The organism is Burkholderia sp. DN3021, from assembly GCF_049805555.1.
Classification (GTDB): Bacteria; Pseudomonadota; Gammaproteobacteria; order Burkholderiales; family Burkholderiaceae; genus Burkholderia; species Burkholderia pyrrocinia_C.
Window position 1 is genome coordinate 38,476 of sequence record NZ_JBNCAB010000003.1, and the last position, 19,432, is coordinate 57,907.

At 66.0% G+C, this 19,432-nt stretch carries 22 protein-coding genes; 15 read left to right on the forward strand and 7 right to left on the reverse strand.

Going from position 1 to position 19,432, the window contains the following annotated elements:
* Positions 1 to 6: 6 nt before the first annotated feature.
* Positions 7 to 930: a histone deacetylase family protein gene (locus tag ACPUER_RS02425; protein WP_425130275.1), complete on the forward strand. Its 924-nt coding sequence runs from the start codon at positions 7 to 9 to the stop codon at positions 928 to 930.
* A 31-nt stretch (positions 931 to 961) separates the two neighbouring features.
* On the opposite strand, the gene ACPUER_RS02430 is transcribed toward ACPUER_RS02425, so the two are convergent.
* A complete protein-coding gene (locus tag ACPUER_RS02430) occupies positions 962 to 1,879 on the reverse strand; it encodes a lysophospholipase (protein ID WP_425130276.1) in 918 nt (305 codons plus the stop codon).
* Between the two features lie 218 nt (positions 1,880 to 2,097).
* Between ACPUER_RS02430 and ACPUER_RS02435 the strand changes: the two genes are divergently transcribed.
* The 5 genes from ACPUER_RS02435 to ACPUER_RS02455 all read left to right on the forward strand — a co-directional run bounded on the left by ACPUER_RS02435 (position 2,098) and on the right by ACPUER_RS02455 (position 6,544).
* A complete protein-coding gene (locus ACPUER_RS02435) occupies positions 2,098 to 3,132 on the forward strand; it encodes a methionine ABC transporter ATP-binding protein (protein WP_034183046.1) in 1,035 nt (344 codons plus the stop codon).
* Positions 3,122 to 3,775, forward strand: a complete 654-nt coding sequence (locus ACPUER_RS02440) for a methionine ABC transporter permease (protein WP_006486982.1) — start codon at positions 3,122 to 3,124, stop codon at positions 3,773 to 3,775. The genes ACPUER_RS02435 and ACPUER_RS02440 overlap by 11 nt, the downstream gene beginning before the upstream one ends.
* A 32-nt stretch (positions 3,776 to 3,807) precedes the next feature.
* Positions 3,808 to 4,602, forward strand: a complete 795-nt coding sequence (locus ACPUER_RS02445) for a MetQ/NlpA family ABC transporter substrate-binding protein (protein WP_175963715.1) — start codon at positions 3,808 to 3,810, stop codon at positions 4,600 to 4,602.
* 228 nt (positions 4,603 to 4,830) lie between these two features.
* A complete protein-coding gene (locus ACPUER_RS02450) occupies positions 4,831 to 5,580 on the forward strand; it encodes an electron transfer flavoprotein subunit beta/FixA family protein (RefSeq protein ID WP_425130277.1) in 750 nt (249 codons plus the stop codon).
* A gap of 16 nt (positions 5,581 to 5,596) precedes the next feature.
* Positions 5,597 to 6,544 (forward strand): electron transfer flavoprotein subunit alpha/FixB family protein, encoded by a 948-nt coding sequence (locus ACPUER_RS02455; protein ID WP_425130278.1) that lies wholly within the window; start codon positions 5,597 to 5,599, stop codon positions 6,542 to 6,544.
* Positions 6,545 to 6,812: 268 nt separating this feature from the next.
* Here ACPUER_RS02455 and ACPUER_RS02460 read toward each other — a convergent pair whose 3' ends face one another.
* Positions 6,813 to 8,099 (reverse strand): D-amino acid dehydrogenase, encoded by a 1,287-nt coding sequence (locus tag ACPUER_RS02460; protein ID WP_065500480.1) that lies wholly within the window; start codon positions 8,097 to 8,099, stop codon positions 6,813 to 6,815.
* Positions 8,100 to 8,244: 145 nt separating this feature from the next.
* On the opposite strand from ACPUER_RS02460, the gene ACPUER_RS02465 reads away from it, so the two are divergent.
* Entirely contained in the window at positions 8,245 to 8,733 is a 489-nt protein-coding gene (locus ACPUER_RS02465) for an Lrp/AsnC ligand binding domain-containing protein (protein ID WP_012492860.1), read from the forward strand.
* Between the two features lie 90 nt (positions 8,734 to 8,823).
* On the forward strand, positions 8,824 to 10,002 hold the full coding sequence (locus ACPUER_RS02470) for a PA0069 family radical SAM protein (RefSeq protein ID WP_310137041.1): 1,179 nt from the start codon (positions 8,824 to 8,826) through the stop codon (positions 10,000 to 10,002).
* Positions 10,003 to 10,054: 52 nt separating this feature from the next.
* On the opposite strand, the gene ACPUER_RS02475 is transcribed toward ACPUER_RS02470, so the two are convergent.
* A complete protein-coding gene (locus ACPUER_RS02475; RefSeq protein ID WP_034183440.1) occupies positions 10,055 to 10,522 on the reverse strand; it encodes an NINE protein in 468 nt (155 codons plus the stop codon).
* Between the two features lie 109 nt (positions 10,523 to 10,631).
* The gene (locus tag ACPUER_RS02480; protein WP_425130279.1) at positions 10,632 to 11,771 is read right to left on the reverse strand and encodes a PQQ-dependent sugar dehydrogenase; all 1,140 of its coding nucleotides are present in this window, start codon (positions 11,769 to 11,771) and stop codon (positions 10,632 to 10,634) included.
* A 152-nt stretch (positions 11,772 to 11,923) separates the two neighbouring features.
* Here ACPUER_RS02480 and rpsP point away from each other — a divergent pair, with 152 nt between their 5' ends.
* From rpsP to ACPUER_RS02510, 6 genes are all read left to right on the forward strand, one after another.
* Positions 11,924 to 12,178, forward strand: a complete 255-nt coding sequence (rpsP, locus tag ACPUER_RS02485; RefSeq protein WP_006476550.1) for a 30S ribosomal protein S16 — start codon at positions 11,924 to 11,926, stop codon at positions 12,176 to 12,178.
* Between the two features lie 42 nt (positions 12,179 to 12,220).
* Positions 12,221 to 12,898 carry a ribosome maturation factor RimM gene (rimM, locus tag ACPUER_RS02490; protein WP_175963721.1) on the forward strand — a complete coding sequence of 226 codons (678 nt, stop codon included), beginning with the start codon at positions 12,221 to 12,223 and terminating at the stop codon, positions 12,896 to 12,898.
* Between the two features lies 1 nt (position 12,899).
* Positions 12,900 to 13,694 carry a tRNA (guanosine(37)-N1)-methyltransferase TrmD gene (gene trmD, locus ACPUER_RS02495; RefSeq protein ID WP_034183054.1) on the forward strand — a complete coding sequence of 265 codons (795 nt, stop codon included), beginning with the start codon at positions 12,900 to 12,902 and terminating at the stop codon, positions 13,692 to 13,694.
* A gap of 132 nt (positions 13,695 to 13,826) precedes the next feature.
* Complete coding sequence (gene rplS / locus ACPUER_RS02500; protein WP_011883860.1) at positions 13,827 to 14,219, forward strand: 50S ribosomal protein L19; 393 nt, start codon at positions 13,827 to 13,829, stop codon at positions 14,217 to 14,219.
* A gap of 87 nt (positions 14,220 to 14,306) precedes the next feature.
* Positions 14,307 to 14,993, forward strand: coding sequence for a CoA pyrophosphatase (locus ACPUER_RS02505; protein WP_034183055.1), 687 nt, complete (start codon positions 14,307 to 14,309; stop codon positions 14,991 to 14,993).
* A 120-nt stretch (positions 14,994 to 15,113) separates the two neighbouring features.
* The gene (locus tag ACPUER_RS02510) at positions 15,114 to 16,052 is read left to right on the forward strand and encodes a CobD/CbiB family protein (protein WP_034183056.1); all 939 of its coding nucleotides are present in this window, start codon (positions 15,114 to 15,116) and stop codon (positions 16,050 to 16,052) included.
* Between the two features lie 63 nt (positions 16,053 to 16,115).
* On the opposite strand, the gene ACPUER_RS02515 is transcribed toward ACPUER_RS02510, so the two are convergent.
* From ACPUER_RS02515 to ACPUER_RS02525, 3 genes are all read right to left on the reverse strand, one after another.
* Positions 16,116 to 16,433, reverse strand: coding sequence for a putative signal transducing protein (locus ACPUER_RS02515; protein ID WP_011351362.1), 318 nt, complete (start codon positions 16,431 to 16,433; stop codon positions 16,116 to 16,118).
* Positions 16,434 to 16,495: 62 nt separating this feature from the next.
* On the reverse strand, positions 16,496 to 17,437 hold the full coding sequence (gene rsgA / locus ACPUER_RS02520) for a ribosome small subunit-dependent GTPase A (protein ID WP_175963722.1): 942 nt from the start codon (positions 17,435 to 17,437) through the stop codon (positions 16,496 to 16,498).
* The gene (locus ACPUER_RS02525; protein ID WP_425130280.1) at positions 17,434 to 18,693 is read right to left on the reverse strand and encodes a M48 family metallopeptidase; all 1,260 of its coding nucleotides are present in this window, start codon (positions 18,691 to 18,693) and stop codon (positions 17,434 to 17,436) included. The genes rsgA and ACPUER_RS02525 overlap by 4 nt, the downstream gene beginning before the upstream one ends.
* A gap of 117 nt (positions 18,694 to 18,810) precedes the next feature.
* Here ACPUER_RS02525 and orn point away from each other — a divergent pair, with 117 nt between their 5' ends.
* Entirely contained in the window at positions 18,811 to 19,431 is a 621-nt protein-coding gene (gene orn, locus ACPUER_RS02530) for an oligoribonuclease (RefSeq protein ID WP_425130281.1), read from the forward strand.
* The last annotated feature ends 1 nt before the right edge of the window (position 19,432 follow it).

Sequence of the window (19,432 nt, forward strand, 5' to 3'; positions counted from 1 at the left end):
CAGCTTATGGCAACCGCTTTCTATACGCACCCCGACTGCATGCTGCACGAGATGGGGGAATGGCATCCGGAATGCCCGGCCCGATTGTCGGCGATCCAGGATCAACTGATCGCGAGCCGCATCGACGACCTGATCGTGCACGAAACCGCGCCGTTCGCGAGCGAGGTGGCGCTGGGTCGTGTGCATACGCAGGCGCACATCGACTACATCCGGAGCATGACGCCGGTCGACGGCTACGTCGAGATCGATCCCGATACGCTGATGAACCGCGACACGTGGCGCGCGGCGCTGCGTGCAGCCGGTGCCGCGGTCGCGGCGACCGACGCGGTGATCGAAGGCCGCTATGCGAATGCGTTCTGCGGCGTCCGGCCGCCCGGCCACCATGCGGAGCCCGCGCGCGCGATGGGTTTTTGCTTCTTCAACAACGTCGCAATCGCCGCGCGGCATGCGCTCGACGTGCACGGTCTCGAGCGTGTGGCGATCATCGATTTCGACGTGCACCACGGCAACGGCACCGAGGCTGCGTTTGCCAACGACGAGCGCGTACTGATGTGCAGTTTCTTCCAGCATCCGCTGTACCCGTTCTCGGGCGTCGATCACCAGGCGCCGAACATGGTCAACCTGCCGATGCCCGCGCGCAGCAACGGGATGGCGATTCGCGAAGCCGTCGACATGTTCTGGCTGCCGCGTCTCGACGCGTTCAAGCCGCAGATGCTGTTCGTGTCGGCGGGCTTCGATGCGCATCGCGAGGACGACATCGGCAATCTCGGCCTCGTCGAGGCCGACTTCGAATGGCTGACTGCGCAGATCGTCGACGTTGCACGTCGTCATGCGCAGGGCCGCATCGTGAGCTGTCTCGAGGGCGGCTACAACCTGTCCGCGCTCGGGCGCAGTGTCGTCGCGCACCTGCGCGTGCTGGCCGGCATCTGACCGGCGGGCCGCCGCCGGCATGTGCGCTTGATCAGCGCGCCGGCACGCGCGCGTGAATCCACGCGATCAGCGCGTCGATCACGCGATCGCGTTCGAGATCGTTCATCGTTTCGTGGAAACCACCTTCGTATAGCGTCAGCGTGCGATCGGGCGAGCCGACTCGCGCGCCGAACGCACGGCTGCCGTCGGGTTCGGTCAGCTTGTCCTCGGTGCCGTGATAGACGAGCACCGGGACGCGCAGGGCGCCGCGACCGCGTTCGATACGCGCCATCGCGTCGAGAATCTCCGCGCCGGTGCGCGCGGGCACCGCGCCGTGATGCACGAGCGGGTCGGCGCGATTGGCCGCGACGATGGCCGGATCGCGCGACAGCAGCGCCGCGTCGATCCGGATCGCGGGAAAGGTCGGCCACGCGCGGCTGATGACGCGACTTACTGCGAGCATCCAGCGCGGTACATCGCGCCCCGGTGCGAGCGCCGGGCTCGACAGTACGAGGCCCGTCAGCGCGTGGCCGCTGGCCGGCGCGCGTTCTATCGCGTACAGCGCGGCGACCGCGCCGCCCATGCTGTGTCCCATCAGGAATAGCGGCGCATTGCCGCGTGCGGCCTCCGCGACCAGCGCATCCGCGTCGTTCAGGTAACCGTCGAAACGCTCGACCCAGGCTCGCTTGCCGGGCGACTGGCCGTGCCCGCGCAGATCGATCGCGAGCACGTCGATGCCGGCCGCGTTCAGCCGGCCGGCGAGCGCGGCATAACGGCCCGCGTGTTCGGCGAGGCCGTGCACGAGCGCGATCGTCGCGCGCGGCGGCGCGGTGCCGCTGCCGGCCGGCCAGCGGTACGACGCCAGTTCGAGCCCGTCCGCGGTGAGCCGGCCCATTTTCGGCGCCGGCGGCGACGCAGGCGCCGATCCGGCGATGGCAGGTGTGGCGGCCGGCGTGGTGGTGGCGGTCATCTGGCGGGTCCCCTGTTCGTTGGCATGCGTGTTCCGGATCATAGTCGCGACACTCCCGCGGCGGGCCAGCGGTGCCCCTCTAATTTCGTGAGGTTATGAAAAGATCGAAATCGATTATTAAGGGGAATGAGGGGTTTGCGGTAAAATCGCCGGCTATTCCAGATGCATCGGTGGCCGACTGGCGGGCCTGCTCGCCGGCCGGCCGCCGTTTTGTTTACATGATCGAATTACGCAATCTTTCGCAGCGTTTCCCCGGGCCGAGCGGCTGGGTCGAGGCGCTGCACAACGTCAACCTGACGATTCCGCAGGGCGAGGTGTTCGGCATCATCGGCCGAAGCGGCGCCGGCAAGAGCACGCTCGTGCGCACCATCAACCTGCTCACGCGGCCGACCGAAGGCAATGTCGTCGTCGGCGGGCGCGATCTCACGCTGCTGCCGGCCGGCGCGCTGCGCGAGGCGCGCCGCGAGATCGGCATGATCTTCCAGCACTTCAACCTGCTGTCGTCGCGCACGGTGTTCGACAACGTCGCGCTGCCGCTGGAGCTGGCCGGCGCAAGCCGTGCCGACATCGAGGCCGCCGTGCTGCCGCTGCTCGACCTCGTCGGGCTGTCCGCACAGAAGGATCGTTACCCGGCGCAGATCAGCGGCGGACAGAAGCAGCGCGTCGGCATCGCACGCGCGCTCGCGAGCCAGCCGAAGGTGCTGTTGTCGGACGAGGCGACGTCCGCGCTCGATCCCGAGACCACACGTTCGATCCTCGACCTGCTCAAGCGTATCAACCGCGAACTCGGCCTGACGATCGTGCTGATCACGCACCAGATGGAAGTGATCAAGCAGGTATGCGATCGCGTCGCGGTGCTCGATGCGGGGCGGGTGGTCGAGGAAGGCCGCGTGATCGACGTGTTCCTGCAGCCGCATCACGAAGTGACGCGCGCGCTGATCGGCGACGTGATCGCGCAGGAACTGCCGCCCGCGCTGAAGGTGCGCGTGGCCGAGCGGCTGAAGACGGGCAGCGGGCATCTGCTGCGGCTTGCGTTCACGGGCTCGGGTGTCGACCAGCCGATCCTGTCGGAGACGATCCGCCGTTACGAACTCGATTTCAACATCCTGCACGGCCAGATCGACGAGATCCAGGGGCAGGCATTCGGTTCGCTCGCGGTGCTCGCGGGCGGCGAGCCGGGCAAGGTCGGGCAGGCGCTCGCGTTCCTGCGCGAGCAAGGCGTGGTGGTAGAGGAGCTTTCGTATGTTGAGTGAGATGTTCGATATGTTCGTGCAGTCGTTCTGGGAGACGCTGATCATGGTCGGCATCTCCGGGGCGGTCGGCGCGCTCGTCGGCCTGCCGCTCGGCGTGCTGCTCTACCTGACCGATCGCCAGGGCGTGCTGCAGAACCTCGCGGTGAATCGCGTGCTCGGCGGCATCGTGAACGCGGTCCGCTCGACGCCGTTCATCATCCTGCTGGTCGCAGTGATTCCGTTTACGCGGCTCGTCACGGGCTCGTCGATCGGCACGGCCGCGGCGGTCGTGCCGCTGACGCTGGCGGCCGCGCCGTTCATCGCGCGTCTCGTCGAGACGGCGCTGCGCGAAGTCGACCGCGGGCTGATCGAAGCCGCGCAATCGATGGGCGCGACCACGTCGCAGATCGTATTCAAGGTGCTGTTGCCCGAATCGCTGCCGGGCGTCGTGGCGGGCCTGACGATCACGTTCGTGTCGCTGGTCGGCTATTCGGCGATGGCGGGCGCGATCGGCGGCGGCGGGCTCGGCGATCTCGGGATTCGCTACGGCTACCAGCGCTATCTGCCGGAAGTGATGTGGACGGTCGTCGCGATCCTGATCGTGTTCGTGCAGATCGTGCAGTCGTTCGGCGACTGGCTAGTCCGCCGGTTGAGCCACAAATAAGACGAAATTGATCATCCATTAGGGGAGAGACGATGCAACGACGCTTCATGCTGAAATTCGCGGCGGCACTCGGCGCAGCCGCGCTGTTCGCGGGTGCGCACGCACAGGCCGAAACCATCAAGGTGGGCGTGACGGGCGGGCCGCACGCGCAGATCATGGAAGCGGTGAAGAAGGTCGCGGCGAAGAGCGGCCTCGAGATCCGCATCGTCGAATTCTCCGATTACGTGCAGCCGAACGCGGCGCTCGCGTCGGGCGACCTCGACGCGAACAGCTACCAGCACGATCCGTATCTGCAGGCGCAGGTGAAGGATCGCGGCTACAAGCTGATCAAGGTCGCGGATACTGTCACGTTCCCGATGGGCATTTATTCGAAGCGCGTGAAGTCGCTGACCGAACTGAAGCCCGGCGCGCGCATCGCGGTCCCGAACGATCCGACCAACGGCGGCCGTGCGCTGCTGTTGCTGCAAAAGCAGGGCCTCCTGAAACTGCGCGCGGATGCGGGGCTGAAGGCGACGCCGCTCGATATCGTCGACAATCCGCGCAAGCTGAAGATCGTCGAACTCGATGCGGCGCAGATTCCGCGCTCGCTCGGCGACGTCGACGCGGCCGCGATCAATACCAACTACGCGATGGAAGCAGGGTTGAAACCGAAACAGGACGCGATCGCGATCGAGGGGCCGAACGGCCCGTACGCGAACATCCTCGCGATTCGCGACGCAGACCGGAACAAGCCGTGGGTCGCGAAACTGATTGCGGCCTATCATTCGGCCGACGTGAAGCAGTTCATCGAAGGCAAGTTCGGCGGCGCGGTCATTGCCGCCTGGTAACGGGCAGAGTGCGGGGTGCCCGGCGGGATTAGAGTTGATGATCGAAAACCCGGGCTTTGCGTCCGGGTTTTTTCTCTTTTAAAATAGAACGACCGTTCGCTATCATTGGCGCGTCGCCAAGAAGCGGTATCCTCGACAGCCACGATGGATGGGTCCGCTTGGCCGCGCAGTCATGAGGCCTCGCTATAGAATGGCCTCTGGTCGTATTCGTAACTTTGGAGCGTGTGCATGAAAATCCTGGTGCCAGTGAAAAGAGTGGTCGATTACAACGTGAAGGTCCGCGTGAAGTCGGACAACACGGGCGTCGACATCGCGAACGTGAAGATGTCGATGAACCCGTTCGACGAAATCGCCGTTGAAGAAGCGGTGCGCCTGAAGGAAGCGGGCGTCGCGACCGAAGTGATCGCGGTGTCGGTGGGCGTCACGCAGGCGCAGGAAACGCTGCGCACGGCGCTGGCGATCGGCGCGGACCGCGCGATCCTCGTCGAGTCGAACGACAGCGTCGAGCCGCTGGCCGTCGCGAAGATCCTGAAGGCGCTGGTCGACAAGGAACAGCCGCAGCTGGTGATCCTCGGCAAGCAGGCAATCGACGACGATTCGAACCAGACGGGCCAGATGCTGGCTGCGCTGGCCGGCCTGCCGCAAGCGACGTTCGCGTCGAAGGTGACGGTCGCGGACGGCAAGGCCACGGTTGCGCGCGAAGTCGACGGCGGCGCGGAAACGCTGTCGCTGACGCTGCCGGCGGTGATCACGACCGACCTGCGCCTGAACGAGCCGCGCTACGTGACGCTGCCGAACATCATGAAGGCGAAGAAGAAGCCGCTGGAAATCGTGAAGCCGGAAGACCTGGGCGTGGAGGTCGCGCCGCGTCTGAAGACGCTGAAGGTGGTCGAGCCGCCGAAGCGCGCGGCCGGCGTGAAGGTGCCGGACGTGAAGACGCTGGTCGAGAAGCTGAAGACCGAAGCCAAGGTGCTGTAAGAGGGAGCGCAAAGAAATGACGATTCTGGTGATTGCAGAACACGACAACGCGTCGATCAAGGCCGCGACGCTGAACACGGTGGCAGCGGCGGCCGAGGTTGGCAAATTCGTCGGCGGTGACATTCACGTGCTGGTCGCGGGCCACAATGCGCAAGCGGCTGCAGACGCAGCAGCGAAGATCGCAGGTGTTTTGAAGGTGCTGCTGGCCGACGCGCCGCAGCTCGAAGCGGGCCTCGCGGAAAACGTCGAAGCGACCGCGCTGAACATCGCGAAGGACTACTCGCACATCCTCGCGCCGGCGACCGCCTACGGCAAGAACATCGCGCCGCGCATCGCCGCGAAGCTGGACGTCGCGCAGATTTCGGACATCACGGCGGTCGATTCGGCCGATACGTTCGAGCGCCCGATCTACGCAGGCAACGCAATCGCGACGGTGCAGTCGAGCGACCCGATCAAGGTCATCACGGTGCGTGCGACGGGTTTCGATCCGGTGGCGGCCGAAGGCGGCAGCGCTTCGGTCGAGAAGATCGAAGCGGCAGCCGACGCAGGCAAGTCGCAGTTCGTGAGCCGTGAAGTGACGAAGCTGGACCGTCCGGAACTGACGTCGGCAAGCATCATCGTGTCGGGCGGCCGCGGTCTGGGCAGCGGTGAAAACTACACGAAGGTGCTGGAGCCGCTGGCCGACAAGCTGAGCGCGGCCCTGGGTGCATCGCGCGCGGCAGTCGATGCAGGCTATGTGCCGAACGACTATCAAGTTGGCCAGACCGGCAAGATCGTCGCACCGCAGCTGTACATCGCGGTCGGCATTTCCGGAGCGATCCAGCATCTGGCCGGCATGAAGGATTCGAAGGTGATCGTCGCGATCAACAAGGATCCGGAGGCACCGATCTTCAGCGTGGCCGACTACGGCCTCGTCGGCGATCTGTTCACGCTCGTGCCGGAGCTCGTGGCCGAGCTCGGCTGACGCGGCGTGACGCTTCAGCGTCAAGCATGAAGACGAGGGGCGCGATGAGCGCCCCTTTTTTCGCACTGAGCAAAAGCGGTGCGAGCGCCGCGAGCGGTTGCGATGCCGTCACGGACAGACAGGCTTTTCGTGCTGAAGGAACGCGCGGTCATCGACACCGTTGCGCAGTTCCCATCGGCAACGTAATCGCTGAAACGAAGAAAGGCGCCGTCGAGGCGCCTGTCTCGTTCGATGCCGACCGGCCCGCGCTACGGCGAGCCATCCCGGCTTATGCGTATGCCGGGCGCGTCTGGCCGGCCACTTCCTTCAGGTAACGGTGCACCGACAGGTCGTCGGCCTGGATCGCCGGCTTCTTGCCCGAGATCAGGTCTGCGAGCAGCTGGCCCGAACCGCACGACATCGTCCAGCCGAGCGTGCCGTGGCCGGTGTTCAGGAACAGGTTCGACACCGGCGTGCGGCCGACGATCGGCGTGCCGTCCGGCGTCATCGGGCGCAGGCCCGTCCAGAACGTCGCCTTCGACGTATCGCCGCCGCCCGGGAACAGGTCGTTCACGCACATCTCGAGCGTTTCGCGGCGCGCGGCGCGCAGGTTCTTGTCGAAGCCGACGATTTCCGCCATGCCGCCGACGCGGATGCGCTGGTCGAAGCGCGTGATCGCGATCTTGTAGGTCTCGTCGAGCACGGTCGACACGGGCGCGGCCGCTTCGTTGACGATCGGCGCGGTGATCGAATAGCCCTTCAGCGGATAGACCGGGATCTTCATCAGGTTCGAGATGAAGCTGGTCGAGTACGAGCCGAGCGCGACGACGTACGCGTCCGCGCGCACCGTCTCGCTGCCGCATTGCACGCCGGCGATCTTGCCGCCGGCAATCGCGAGCGCGTCGATCGGCGTGTTGTAGCGGAACTTGACGCCGAGCGATTCGGCGAGCGCCGCGAGGCGCGTCGTGAACAGCTGGCAATCGCCCGTTTCGTCGCCCGGCAGGCGCAGGCCGCCCGTCAGCTTGTGCGACACCGCGGCGAGTGCCGGTTCGGCATTCTTCAGGTCGGCCGGCGACAGCAGTTCGAACGGCACGTTCGCTTCCTGCAGCACGGCGATGTCCTTCGCCGCGCCGTCGAGTTGCTGCTGCGTGCGGAACAGCTGCAGCGTGCCGCCCGTGCGCCCTTCGTACTGGATGCCGGTGTCGGCGCGCAGCGCCTGCAGGCAGTCGCGGCTGTATTCGGCGAGGCGGACCATGCGGCCCTTGTTGACTGCATAGCGCTCGGTCGTGCAGTTGCGCAGCATCTGCCACATCCACTGGAGCTGGAAGCGCGTGCCGTCGAGACGGATCGCGAGCGGCGCATGCTTTTCGAACATCCATTTGACGGCCTTCAGCGGCACGCCGGGCGCGGCCCAAGGCGCGGCATAGCCGGGGGAGATCTGGCCCGCGTTCGCGAAGCTCGTCTCGAGCGCAGGGCCGGCTTCCCGGTCGATCACAGTGACTTCATGACCGGCGCGCGCGAGGTAATACGCGCTTGCCACGCCCACCACACCGCTGCCCAGAATGACGACTCGCATAGCTGCTCCAGATGGAAGGGACCAGATCGAGGCCGGACGCACCCGCGGTTCCGTGTAACCTCTAGCTGATCTAGTTTTTTGAGCTATGGTATTGTCGAATGTGCAGGTTTTGTTATCGTATTTTTTAGGTTTTCAGCATAAACAAATGAGAACGCAACGTCAGCCCGTACGCTCGCTCGACAAGCTCGACCGGCGCATCCTCAAACTGCTCCAGGACGACGGCCGGATGGCGATGAAAGACCTCGCGGAACAGGTCGGCCTGACTGTCACGCCGTGCATCGAGCGCGTGCGGCGCATGGAGCGGGACGGCGTGATCACCGGCTATCACGCGCGGGTCGACCCGGGCCAGCTGGGTGCCGCGCTGCTGGTGTTCGTCGAGATCACGCTCGGCCACAAGGGCGGCAACATGTTCGAGCAATTCCGTCGGGAAGTGATGAAGATCGACGAGGTGCTCGAATGCCACCTCGTATCCGGCGATTTCGACTATCTGATCAAGGCGCGGATCGGCGAGATGGCCGACTACCGGAAGCTGCTCGGCGACATCCTGCTGCAGTTGCCCGGCGCCGTACAGTCGAAGAGCTATGTCGTGATGGAGGAAATCAAGGAAACGCTGACGATCGCGGTCGGCGAGTGACGCGCCGGCGGCCCGTTACCGGGCCCCTTATCCCGCCCTTGGCATGCTGCGCCCAATACTGTATAAATGTACAGTATTGGGCGCAGGCGAATGGGTGGGCAAATGGACGATCGATCCGACAACGAATTTCCGGTAGCGCCGCCCGTGCCCCTCAAGGGGCGCGGTGCGGTCGACAACCTGCAGGGGCGGTACGAGCTCGCGCAGCGCGAAGCGGTCGACGACGGCTGGACGCACGAGTCGGACGATGCCGACTTCCCCGCGCCGCTGCGCACGCAGGTGTTCGAGGAGCGTGCGAAGAGCATCCTGACGCACAACCAGTCGCCCGATATTCCGTTCAGCGTATCGCTCAATCCGTATCGCGGTTGCGAGCACGGCTGCATCTACTGCTTCGCGCGGCCGACGCACAGCTATCTCGGCCTGTCGCCGGGGCTCGATTTCGAAAGCCGGATCTACGCGAAGGTCAATGCGGCCGAACTGCTCGAGCGCGAGATTTCGCGCAAGCGCTACGTGCCTGAGCCGATCGCGCTCGGCGTCAATACCGACGCCTATCAGCCGGTCGAGCGCGACCTGCGCATCACGCGCAGCGTGATCCAGGTGATGCACGATCGCGGGTTGCCGTTCGCCGCGATCACGAAGTCGTCGCTGATCGAGCGCGATCTCGACCTGCTTGCACCGATGGCGGAGCGCGGGCAGGTGATGGCGGCAGTCACGATCACGACGCTCGATGCCGATCTCTCGCGCACGCTCGAGCCGCGGGCGGCGACGCCGGCGCGCCGGTTGCGCACGATCCGCGCGCTGCGCGATGCAGGCGTGCCGGTCGGCGTGAGCATTGCGCCGGTGATCCCGTTCGTCACCGAGCCCGACATGGAGCGCGTGCTCGAAGCGTGCGCGGAAGCGGGCGCGACGCATGCGAGCTACATCATCCTGCGGTTGCCGTGGGAGGTCGCGCCGCTGTTCAAGAGCTGGCTCGCCGCGCATTTTCCCGATCGTGCGGAGCGCGTGATGAACCGCGTGCGCGACATGCGCGGCGGGAAAGACTACGACTCGGATTTCTCGAAACGGATGAAGGGCGAGGGGATCTGGGCCGACCTGTTGCGGCAGCGTTTCCGCCAGGCCGTCAAGCGGCTCGGGCTGAACGAGCGCACGAACGGCATCCTCGATCTGTCGCAGTTTCGCGGCGCGCCGGCCGCCGCAGTGCCTGCGCCGCGCATGGCAGTGCGCGCGGCCGGCGCGAAGTCGCGCGACGACATGCAGTTGAACCTGTTCTGACTGGCGCGCAATATCGGTGCTCGTCGGCGCCGGTGTGTCGCGCTCGTTGCGCTTACTGCGAAATCTGCTTCGCTGCTTCGACCTGCGATTCGAAATACGTCTGGAACGACAGCGCGAGCGCGGTCATCAGCAGGAATGCACCGATCAGCAGCGAGAAGATCACGACAAAGATCACGGTCCAGCCCGACCGGCTGTGCTTGCCGGTCTCCGCGTTGAATTGCGCGTCCCACTTTTCGTCGGGGCGCAGCCCGTAGACGAGTGCGGCGAGGAACGCCGCCAGCAGCGAGATCGCGCCAGGTACCGCGAGCCACCAGCCGAGGCCGGCGCTGCGCTGGGTCGCCGCGAGCAGGAGGAAGCCCGGGATGCCGACGATCGTCGCGAGCAGGTGTGCCCAGCCGTACACGTCGCGAAAGCCGTACAGATAGAAGCGGTGCGCGCCGAGCGATCCGAACAGGAATGCGAGGGCGGCGGTGAGCGTCTTGGAACGGAAGCGGCGGGACGGTGCGGTGCTGCTGGACATGGATGGCGGCGTATTGTCGTTGGCATGGGCGGCCGGCGGGCCGGCGCGGGCGCGCGGCCCGGCACGCATTCTACGATGCCCGGTCGGGCCCGGTCACCCCCGGCCTGCGTCAAGGTGCCGCATAGGTCACGCGGTAGATTGCACCTGCGTAGTCGTCGCTGACGAGCAGCGAACCGTCCGGCAGCGGCAGCACGTCGGCCGGGCGTCCCCACACCGTGCCGTCGGGCCGCAGCCAGCCCGTGACGAATGGGGTCTGGCGCGCCTGGCTGCCGTCCGCCGATACGACGACGCGCATCACGCGGTAGCCGACCTTCGTGCTGCGGTTCCACGAACCGTGTTCGGCGATGAACACGCTATTGCGATACGACGCCGGAAACATCGGCCCGGTATAGAAGCGCATGCCCAGCGCCGCGACGTGTGCGCCGAGTTTCAATACGGGCGGCACATAACGGCGGCATACGTCGGCGCTGCCGAATTCGGGGTCGGGCGTATCGCCGCCATGGCAGTACGGAAAGCCGAAGTCGAGGCCGGCGCGCGGCGCGCGGTTCAGCTTGTCGTCGGGCACGTCGTCGCCCATCATGTCGCGCCCGTTGTCGGTAAACCAGAGCTCTCCCGAATCGGGGTGCCATGCGAAGCCGACCGTATTGCGCACGCCGCGGGCGACGACCTCGCGTCCGCTGCCGTCGGCCTTCATGCGCGCAATGATCGCGTAGCGGCTGCGATCGGCGAGACAGACGTTGCACGGTGCACCGGTCGGCACGTAAAGCTTGCCGTCGGGGCCGAACGCGATGAATTTCCAGCCGTGATGGTGGTCGGTCGGCAGCGCGTCGGTCACGACGGCAGGGGGCGGTGGCTTGGCGAGCCGGTCGTCGATGCGATCGAGGCGCAGGATGCGCGACACGGCTGATATATAGAGCGCACCATCGCGGTAGGCTACGCCGACAGGCATGTCGAGTCCGGACGCGATCACGTGGCGCGCGCTGATCCGGCCCTCGTGCATCTCGAACGCATGCACGCGGCCTTCCCGCGTGCCGACATACAGGATGCCGCGCGGCGACCACGCCATTTCGCGTGCGGTCGGTACCGCGTCGGTCAGCACTTCCACGTGGAAGCCGGGCGGCACGACCAGTTCATCGGCCGGCAACGGCGCGGCGAACGCGGTTGCGGACGCGAGGCAGGCAAGGCCGGCAAGCAGCGCGATGAAACGGTGCTGCGCGCGGCGCGTCGGGGCGGCGCGAAGGAGCGGCATGACGGTCGGGAGCGTCCTGGACACGACGATTGTATGCCCGGCGGACGGGCCGTCCGTGGATTTTTTGCGCGTAAGTGTTTGTTGTGCCTCTGGTTTCCGGCTATAATCGCGTGTTTCAGTAGTTTCGAACCCGGTTTTCCGAAGGACATCATATGGTTATCATCCGTCTGGCTCGTGGCGGCTCGAAGAAGCGCCCGTTCTACAACATCGTTGCTACCGATTCGCGCAACCGTCGTGACGGCCGCTTCATCGAGCGCGTCGGTTTCTACAACCCGGTTGCTACGAAGGGCGAATCGCTGCGTATCGCTCAGGACCGCCTGACGTACTGGCAAGGTGTTGGCGCGCAACTGTCGCCGACCGTCCAGCGTCTCGTGAAGGAAGCGCAAAAGGCGCAACCGGCTGCCTAACATGGCACGGTGTGCCGGTCGTGCCGGCTGTGAGGTGCATTGATGGCGGGTCACGATTCCGGTAATGCAAGGCGCGGGCGTGCGTCATTCGGCGCATTCGTCCGCAAGCCGGTCGAGCGCGACGTTGTCGCGAACGCCGGTCAGGCTGCCGAACAGGGTAGCCTCGAAGCGACGCAAGCCTGGCCCGACGATGCTGTCGAGGTCGGGGCGGTGGTCGACGCCTACGGCCTTAAGGGCTGGATCAAGGTGGCGACGCATGCCGACGCCGGTCGCGGCGGCGACGCGCTGCTCAACGCGCGCCGCTGGTGGCTGGAACGCGGTGCGGAGCGGCTTTCCGTCCGCATCATGCAGTCGAAGACGCACAGCGACACCGTCGTTGCGCAACCCGCGGGCGTCAGCGACCGCGATGCCGCGCTGGCCATGCGCGGCTTTCGCGTGTTCGTGCGCCGGGAAGATTTCCCGGCATTGGCCGCGGACGAATTCTATTGGGTCGACCTGATCGGTCTCGATGTCGTCAACGAGCAATCGGTGGCGCTCGGGAAGGTGAGCGGGATGATCGACAACGGCGTGCATTCGATCATGCGTGTCGAGTATCCGGCGACCGGCAAAGACGGTCAGCCGACCACCGACGAACGGTTGATTCCGTTTGTCGGCGTATACGTCAAAACGGTGGATCAGGCGGCGCGTCGCATCGTCGTCGACTGGGAAGCCGATTACTGAAATGAACCAGGTTACCGAGAGCGCGGTGCAGTTCGACGTCGTCACGCTCTTTCCCGAGATGTTCCGCGCACTGACCGACTGGGGAATCACCAGCCGGGCCGTCAAGCAAGGGCGCTTCGGGCTGCGCACCTGGAACCCGCGTGATTTCACGACGGACAACTACCGCACGGTCGACGATCGTCCGTACGGCGGCGGTCCGGGCATGGTGATGCTGGCCAGGCCGCTCGAAGCCGCGATCGGCGCCGCGAAAGCGGCGCAGGCGGAGCAGGGCATCGCGAGCACGCGCGTCGTGATGATGTCGCCGCAGGGCGCGCCGCTCACGCACGAGCGAGCGGTGCGGATGGCGCAGGAGCCGGGTGTCGTCGTGTTGTGCGGCCGCTATGAAGCGATCGACCAGCGCCTGCTCGACCGTTGCGTCGACGAGGAAATCAGCCTCGGGGATTTCGTGCTGTCGGGCGGGGAACTGCCGGCGATGGCGATGATGGATGCGGTCGTGCGGTTGCTGCCCGGTGTGCTGAACGATTCGCAGTCGGCCGTGCAGGACAGTTTCGTCGACGGCCTGCTCGATTGTCCGCATTACACGCGCCCCGAGGAATATGACGGCGTGCGCGTGCCGGACGTGCTGCTCGGCGGGCATCATGCCGAGATCGAGCGGTGGCGGCGTCAGGAAGCATTGCGGAATACGTTGCGGAAGCGGCCGGACCTGATCGTTCGGGCGCGTCGCGAAAAGTTGTTGAGCCGTGCCGACGAGGCATGGCTTGCGAACCTCGCACGCGAAGCGAAGGACGCCTCCTGAGGCGGCGTCGCGGGCGGGAATTGGCGGTGCCGTGCATGCGTGCGCGGTGCCTGATGTGAATCCATCCTCTATCGGGGCCGGCCTGGGAGCAGGCAGGTGCAAACGCCGACACGATGGCAATAGGAGTCAGTGATGAACCTCATCGCAAAACTTGAGCAGGAAGAAATCGAGCGCGCGCTCGCCGGCAAGACGATCCCCGAATTCGCCCCGGGCGACACGGTGATCGTGAACGTGAACGTGGTTGAAGGTAACCGCAAGCGCGTTCAGGCTTACGAAGGCGTCGTGATCGCGATTCGCAACCGTGGCCTGAACTCGAACTTCATCGTCCGCAAGATCTCGTCGGGCGAAGGCGTCGAGCGTACGTTCCAGACGTACTCGCCGCTGCTGGCAAGCATCGTCGTGAAGCGCCGCGGTGATGTGCGTCGCGCGAAGCTGTACTACCTGCGCGAGCGTTCGGGCAAGTCGGCTCGTATCAAGGAAAAGCTGGTGTCGAAGGATCGCACCGCAGCAGCTTCCCAAGAGTAAGAGCTGTAAGGAAAAAGCACCCACCCGGGTGCTTTTTTCATTCTGGCGCGACAATATGCTCGATACGACACGAACCCGAGAGCCCCATTGAACCGCCGCCCCATCATCGATCCCGAAGTATTGCCGGTCGAAGGCACCGGCGCCGGCCTGCCCGCCATCGATCCCCGCCTGATGACGCCGTCCGGCTTGCGCGACCGTTTCGCGCGCACGCTCGACTGGAACGTCGAGCCCGGAGAGGCGAGGCTGCAGGAAGGCGTCGATCCGCGCAGCGCGGCCGTCCTCGTGCCGCTCGTCACCCGCGAGTCGGGCCTCACCGTGCTGCTGACCCAGCGCGCCGACCACCTGAACGACCACGCCGGGCAGATCAGCTTTCCCGGCGGCCGTCGCGAACCGTTCGATCGCGATGCGACCGCCACCGCGTTGCGCGAAGCGAAGGAAGAGATCGGGCTGGCTGCCGAACGCGTCGAGATCCTCGGCGCGTTGCCCGACTACCTGACCGGCACCGGCTTCTGCGTGGCGCCGGTGGTCGGCCTCGTGCATCCGCCGTTCACCGTGCAGGCCGACACGTTCGAAGTCGCCGAAATCTTTGAGGTGCCGCTCGCGTTCCTGATGAATCCCGCGAACCATCAGGTCCGCGTGTTCCGTTGGGAAGGCGGCGAGCGTCGTTTTTTTGCGATGCCCTATCCGAACGGCGAACCGGGCGGGCATTACTTCATCTGGGGCGCAACTGCCGCCATGTTTCGCAATCTGTACCGCTTCTTGGCCGCTGCATAGGCGCGCACACCGGCTCACGCGCGCGGCCGGCCGCCGGGCGGCTGCGCCGGCAGCCATGCTCGGCTTACGCTGTGCTATCGTTATGCAAAAAATGACATAACTCCGAAGACGGCGCCACGCATGACTTTCTTTTCGGTTCTCCTTGCCCTCATCATCGAACAGGTCCGCGCGTTGTCGCCGAACAATCCGGTGTTCGCGCTGTTCCAGTTTCATGCGGAAACCGTCGCGCATGGCCTCGACGCCGGCAAGCAGAAGCACGGTATCCTCGCGTGGCTCGCGGTCGTGCTGCCGTGGGTGCTGGTCGTCGCACTGATCTATTTCCTGCTGTACAAGGTGAGCTTCGTGCTCGCGTTCCTGTGGAACGTGGTCGTCGTGTATTTCACGCTTGGCTTCCGACAGTTCAGCCATTACTTCACCGACATCCATCTCGCGCTCAACAACGACGACGTGCCGCGTGCGCGCGAAATCCTGCGCGAGTGGACGGGCATCGACACGGTCGACATGCCGGTCGGCGAAATCGTCCGCCATACGCTGATTCACGCGGTTGTCGCATCGCATCGCCACGTGTTCGGCGTGTTCTTCTGGTATGTGCTGCCGATCGGGCCGGCCGGCGCCGTGCTGTACCGGATTTCCGAATACCTCGCGCGCAGCTGGTCGACGCCGGGCGACGAGCGCACGGCCGCCTTCTCGACGTTCGCGCAACGCGCGTTCTTCGTGATCGACTGGATCCCCGCGCGACTGACCGCACTCGGCTTCGCGATCGTCGGCAATTTTGAGGATGCGATCTACGCGTGGCGCAACCACACGCGCCAGTGGCCCGACCCGAACGACGGCGTGCTGCTGGCAGCCGGCAGCGGGGCGCTCGGCGCGCGTCTCGCGGGGCCGCTCGCGGAACCGTCGAGCCTCGATGCGCTGGCGGTCGGCGACAGCGGTCCGCTGACGGTCGGTGATGATTGCACGCCGCGTACGCTGCAGTCGGCGGTCGGCCTCGTCTGGCGTGCGGTGATCCTGTGGATGATCCTGCTGCTGATGCTGACGCTCGCCGTGTGGGTGTCGTGACGGGGCCGCGCAGCGCCCGATGAAAGGCAAAGGCCGGCTTGATGCCGGCCTTTTTGCTGTGGGTCAGTCGTCGAGCGGATCGCGCACGGCGCCGCATTGCCAGCACGCCGTGAACTGGGCCTCGAGCGCTTCGCCGCACTGCCGGCAGCGCCACGGCGCGGCGCCGGCCGACGGGCCGTGCGACGCGGCATCGAGCAGCCGGCGAGCGAGCGCGTCGTCGCGTTCGTCGTCGAGCCACAGCTCGGGCGTGCACGCGTCGGCGGGCAGGCCGCCGAGTGCGCCGGTCGCGTAGCAGTTATGCAGCTCGCAACCGATGCCGGCCACCTGAAGCACGTTGGCCCAATGCTGCGCCGTCGCAAGATCGGGTGCCTTGAAACGCATGGCGGCTCCTGTCGATGAAGGCCGGCCCGAACGGCATCGGCCGCCGCGCGCCTGTCGCGCGATCAGCGGACGATCTGGCTCGCCTCGTGCACCAGCTGCGCATACAGCGCGTGCCGCGACGGCGCGATGCGGCCGTCGGCGACCGCTTCGAGAATCGCGCAGCCGGGCTCGTGCAGATGATGACAATTATAGAAACGGCAGTCCGCGAGCAACGGCCGGAACTCCGGAAACGCGCGCTCGAGACGGCCTTCCGTCAGATGGTAGAGGCCGAATTCCTGGAAGCCCGGCGAATCGATCAGCGCGCCGCCGCCCTCCAGCGGGTAGAGGCGCGTGAACGTCGTCGTGTGGCGGCCGCTGTTGAGCGCGGCCGAGATTTCGCGCGTCGCGGCTTCGGCATCGGGAACGAGCAGGTTCACGAGCGTCGACTTGCCCATCCCGGACTGGCCGAGCAGGATCGTCGAATGGCCGGCGAGGTGCGGCATCAGTTGCGCGCGCGCGTCGTCGGGCGAGCCCTTCACCGACAGCTCGAGCACGTCGTAGCCGAGCGCGCGGTACGGCGCGAGGCGCTCGCGCGCGACCGGCAGCGCAGCCTCGACGTCGATCTTGTTCAGCACGACGAGCGGCTTCAGCTCGTTCGCGTCGGCGGCGATCAGCGCGCGGCCGAGCAGGTCTTCGCTGAAATAGGGCTCGGTCGCGAGCACGATCAGCAACTGGTCGAGGTTGGCCGCGAAGAGCTTCGACTTGAACTGGTCGGAACGGTACAGCAGGTTGCGCCGTTCGCCGATCTCGACGATCACGCCCTGGTCGGCCGACGCGTGTTCGTACACGACGCGGTCGCCGACCGCGATGTCGCTCTTCTTGCCGCGCGGGAAGCACTGCAGCATCGGGCCGCCGTCGTCGGGCGCGACGATGTAGTGGCGGCCGTGCGCCGCGATCACGCGGCCTTCGACACGTTGCGCGCCCGACGCGCGCGGGGCCGGCTTGCGGGAAGGCGGCCGGCTCATGCGAGCTGCAGCAGGCGGTCGATCCGCTGCGATGCGGGCGGATGCGAGTAATAGAAGGCCGTGTAGACGGGGTCGGGCGTCAGCGTCGACGCGTTGTCCTCGTAGAGCTTCACGAGCGCGCTGACGAGATCCTGCGCGTCGGTCTGGCTGGCCGCGAACGCGTCGGCCTCGAATTCGTGCTTGCGCGACGTGAGACTGCTCAACGGCGTAGCGAAGAACAGGAACACCGGAATCGCGAGGAAGAACAGCACGAGCGCGGCCCCCGCGTTGCTCGTGTCGAGCGATGGCGTGACGCCGAGCCCCGTGTAGAACCACGTGCGTTGCGCCAGCCAGCCGAGCAGCGCGAGCAGCACGAGGCTCAGCAGGAACGACACGAGCATTCCCTTCATCACGTGGCGGCGCTTGAAATGGCCGAGTTCGTGCGCGAGCACGGCTTCGATTTCCTGGCCGGACAGGCGCGCGAGCAGCGTGTCGAAGAACACGATGCGCTTCGACGCACCGAAGCCCGTGAAATACGCATTGCCGTGCGCGGAGCGGCGGCTGCCGTCCATCACGAACAGGCCCTTCGCCGCGAAGCCGCAGCGCTTCATCAGCGATTCGATGCGCGAGCGCAGCGCGTCATCGTTCAGCGGCTCGAATTTGTTGAAGACCGGCGCGATGAAGGTCGGGAAGATCAACTGCACGAACATCAGGTAGACGACCAGCACGACCCATGCCCACAGCCACCACAGGCTGCCGGCCTGGTTCATCAGCCACAGCACGGCGAACAGCAGCGGCAGGCCGAGCGCGGCGCCGATCAGCGTGTTCTTCAGCATGTCGGTGAAGAACAGCCGCTTCGTCATCCGGTTGAAGCCGAAACGCTGCTCGATCCCGAACTGGCGGTAATACTCGAACGGGATGTCGATCACGCTCGTGATCACGAGCACCGCGGCGACGAGCGCAACCTGCTGCCCGTAACCGCGGCCGAGCCAGCCGGTCAGCAGCGTGTCGAGCGCGCCGACGCCGCCGAGCAGCGTGAGGCCGACCAGCACGGCCGCGCTGACGACGATCTCGAGCATCGTCAGCCGGGTGCGCTCGACCGTATAGTCGGCCGCGCGCTGGTGGGCGGTCAGCGGGATGGTTGCGCTGAACTGCGCCGGTACGCCGTTGCGGTGCGCGGCGACGAAGCGGATCTGCCGCGACGCGAGCCACAGCTTGGTGACGACCATCGCGAGCACGGCGAGCGCGAACAGCAGGGTGAACGAAAAGGGTGACATCGAAGGCGCCAAAGGGTTCTATGCGAGAATTATATGTTCTTGCGGACCGGGCCCGCTGATGCGTTGCCGGCCGCCCGGGCGGCGTCGCGCGCCGTCCGCCATTTTCCAGGATGACTCATGACCGATACCGCCGCTTCCGCCAGCCAGCCCACGCTCGTGCGCAACGAGTTGAACCTCGTCTGGCTCGACATGGAGATGACGGGCCTCGACCCGGATAACGACCGCATCATCGAGATCGCGGTCGTCGTGACCAATTCCACGCTCGACGTTGCCGTCGAAGGCCCCGTGTTCGCGATCCACCAGAGCGACGAAACGCTCGCGAAGATGGACGACTGGAACAAGTCGACGCACGGCCGCTCGGGCCTGATCGACCGCGTGCGCGCGTCGACCGTGACCGAGGCGGAAGCCGCCGCGCAACTGCAGGCGTTCCTCGCGCAGTACGTGTCGCCCGGCAAGTCGCCGATGTGCGGCAACTCGATCTGCCAGGACCGCCGTTTCATGGCGCGCTGGATGCCCGAATTCGAGAAATTCTTCCACTACCGCAATCTCGACGTCAGCACGCTGAAGGAGCTGTGCCGCCGCTGGCAGCCCGCGATCTACAAGGGCTTCCAGAAACGCGCGATGCACACGGCGCTCGCTGACATCCACGAGTCGATCGACGAGCTGAAGTACTACCGCGAGCATTTCCTGATTCCGGCCGCGCCGGCGTCGGCAGGAGAGTCCGCGCCGGCCGCCTGAG

What these genes read in the sequence shown, in the direction of transcription:
- rsgA (WP_175963722.1), bottom strand. Translation starts at nt 17,437, where the DNA reads ATGAGCCGGCCGCCTTCCCGCAAGCCGGCCCCGCGCGCGTCGGGCGCG.
- ACPUER_RS02435 (WP_034183046.1), top strand. Translation starts at nt 2,098, where the DNA reads ATGATCGAATTACGCAATCTTTCGCAGCGTTTCCCCGGGCCGAGCGGC.
- ACPUER_RS02470 (WP_310137041.1), top strand. Translation starts at nt 8,824, where the DNA reads ATGGGTGGGCAAATGGACGATCGATCCGACAACGAATTTCCGGTAGCG.
- ACPUER_RS02455 (WP_425130278.1), top strand. Translation starts at nt 5,597, where the DNA reads ATGACGATTCTGGTGATTGCAGAACACGACAACGCGTCGATCAAGGCC.
- ACPUER_RS02510 (WP_034183056.1), top strand. Translation starts at nt 15,114, where the DNA reads ATGACTTTCTTTTCGGTTCTCCTTGCCCTCATCATCGAACAGGTCCGC.
- ACPUER_RS02450 (WP_425130277.1), top strand. Translation starts at nt 4,831, where the DNA reads ATGAAAATCCTGGTGCCAGTGAAAAGAGTGGTCGATTACAACGTGAAG.
- ACPUER_RS02475 (WP_034183440.1), bottom strand. Translation starts at nt 10,522, where the DNA reads ATGTCCAGCAGCACCGCACCGTCCCGCCGCTTCCGTTCCAAGACGCTC.
- ACPUER_RS02465 (WP_012492860.1), top strand. Translation starts at nt 8,245, where the DNA reads ATGAGAACGCAACGTCAGCCCGTACGCTCGCTCGACAAGCTCGACCGG.
- ACPUER_RS02460 (WP_065500480.1), bottom strand. Translation starts at nt 8,099, where the DNA reads ATGCGAGTCGTCATTCTGGGCAGCGGTGTGGTGGGCGTGGCAAGCGCG.
- ACPUER_RS02425 (WP_425130275.1), top strand. Translation starts at nt 7, where the DNA reads ATGGCAACCGCTTTCTATACGCACCCCGACTGCATGCTGCACGAGATG.
- ACPUER_RS02525 (WP_425130280.1), bottom strand. Translation starts at nt 18,693, where the DNA reads ATGTCACCCTTTTCGTTCACCCTGCTGTTCGCGCTCGCCGTGCTCGCG.
- ACPUER_RS02440 (WP_006486982.1), top strand. Translation starts at nt 3,122, where the DNA reads ATGTTGAGTGAGATGTTCGATATGTTCGTGCAGTCGTTCTGGGAGACG.
- ACPUER_RS02430 (WP_425130276.1), bottom strand. Translation starts at nt 1,879, where the DNA reads ATGACCGCCACCACCACGCCGGCCGCCACACCTGCCATCGCCGGATCG.
- trmD (WP_034183054.1), top strand. Translation starts at nt 12,900, where the DNA reads ATGAACCAGGTTACCGAGAGCGCGGTGCAGTTCGACGTCGTCACGCTC.
- rimM (WP_175963721.1), top strand. Translation starts at nt 12,221, where the DNA reads ATGGCGGGTCACGATTCCGGTAATGCAAGGCGCGGGCGTGCGTCATTC.
- orn (WP_425130281.1), top strand. Translation starts at nt 18,811, where the DNA reads ATGACCGATACCGCCGCTTCCGCCAGCCAGCCCACGCTCGTGCGCAAC.
- rplS (WP_011883860.1), top strand. Translation starts at nt 13,827, where the DNA reads ATGAACCTCATCGCAAAACTTGAGCAGGAAGAAATCGAGCGCGCGCTC.
- ACPUER_RS02515 (WP_011351362.1), bottom strand. Translation starts at nt 16,433, where the DNA reads ATGCGTTTCAAGGCACCCGATCTTGCGACGGCGCAGCATTGGGCCAAC.
- ACPUER_RS02480 (WP_425130279.1), bottom strand. Translation starts at nt 11,771, where the DNA reads ATGCCGCTCCTTCGCGCCGCCCCGACGCGCCGCGCGCAGCACCGTTTC.
- ACPUER_RS02445 (WP_175963715.1), top strand. Translation starts at nt 3,808, where the DNA reads ATGCAACGACGCTTCATGCTGAAATTCGCGGCGGCACTCGGCGCAGCC.
- rpsP (WP_006476550.1), top strand. Translation starts at nt 11,924, where the DNA reads ATGGTTATCATCCGTCTGGCTCGTGGCGGCTCGAAGAAGCGCCCGTTC.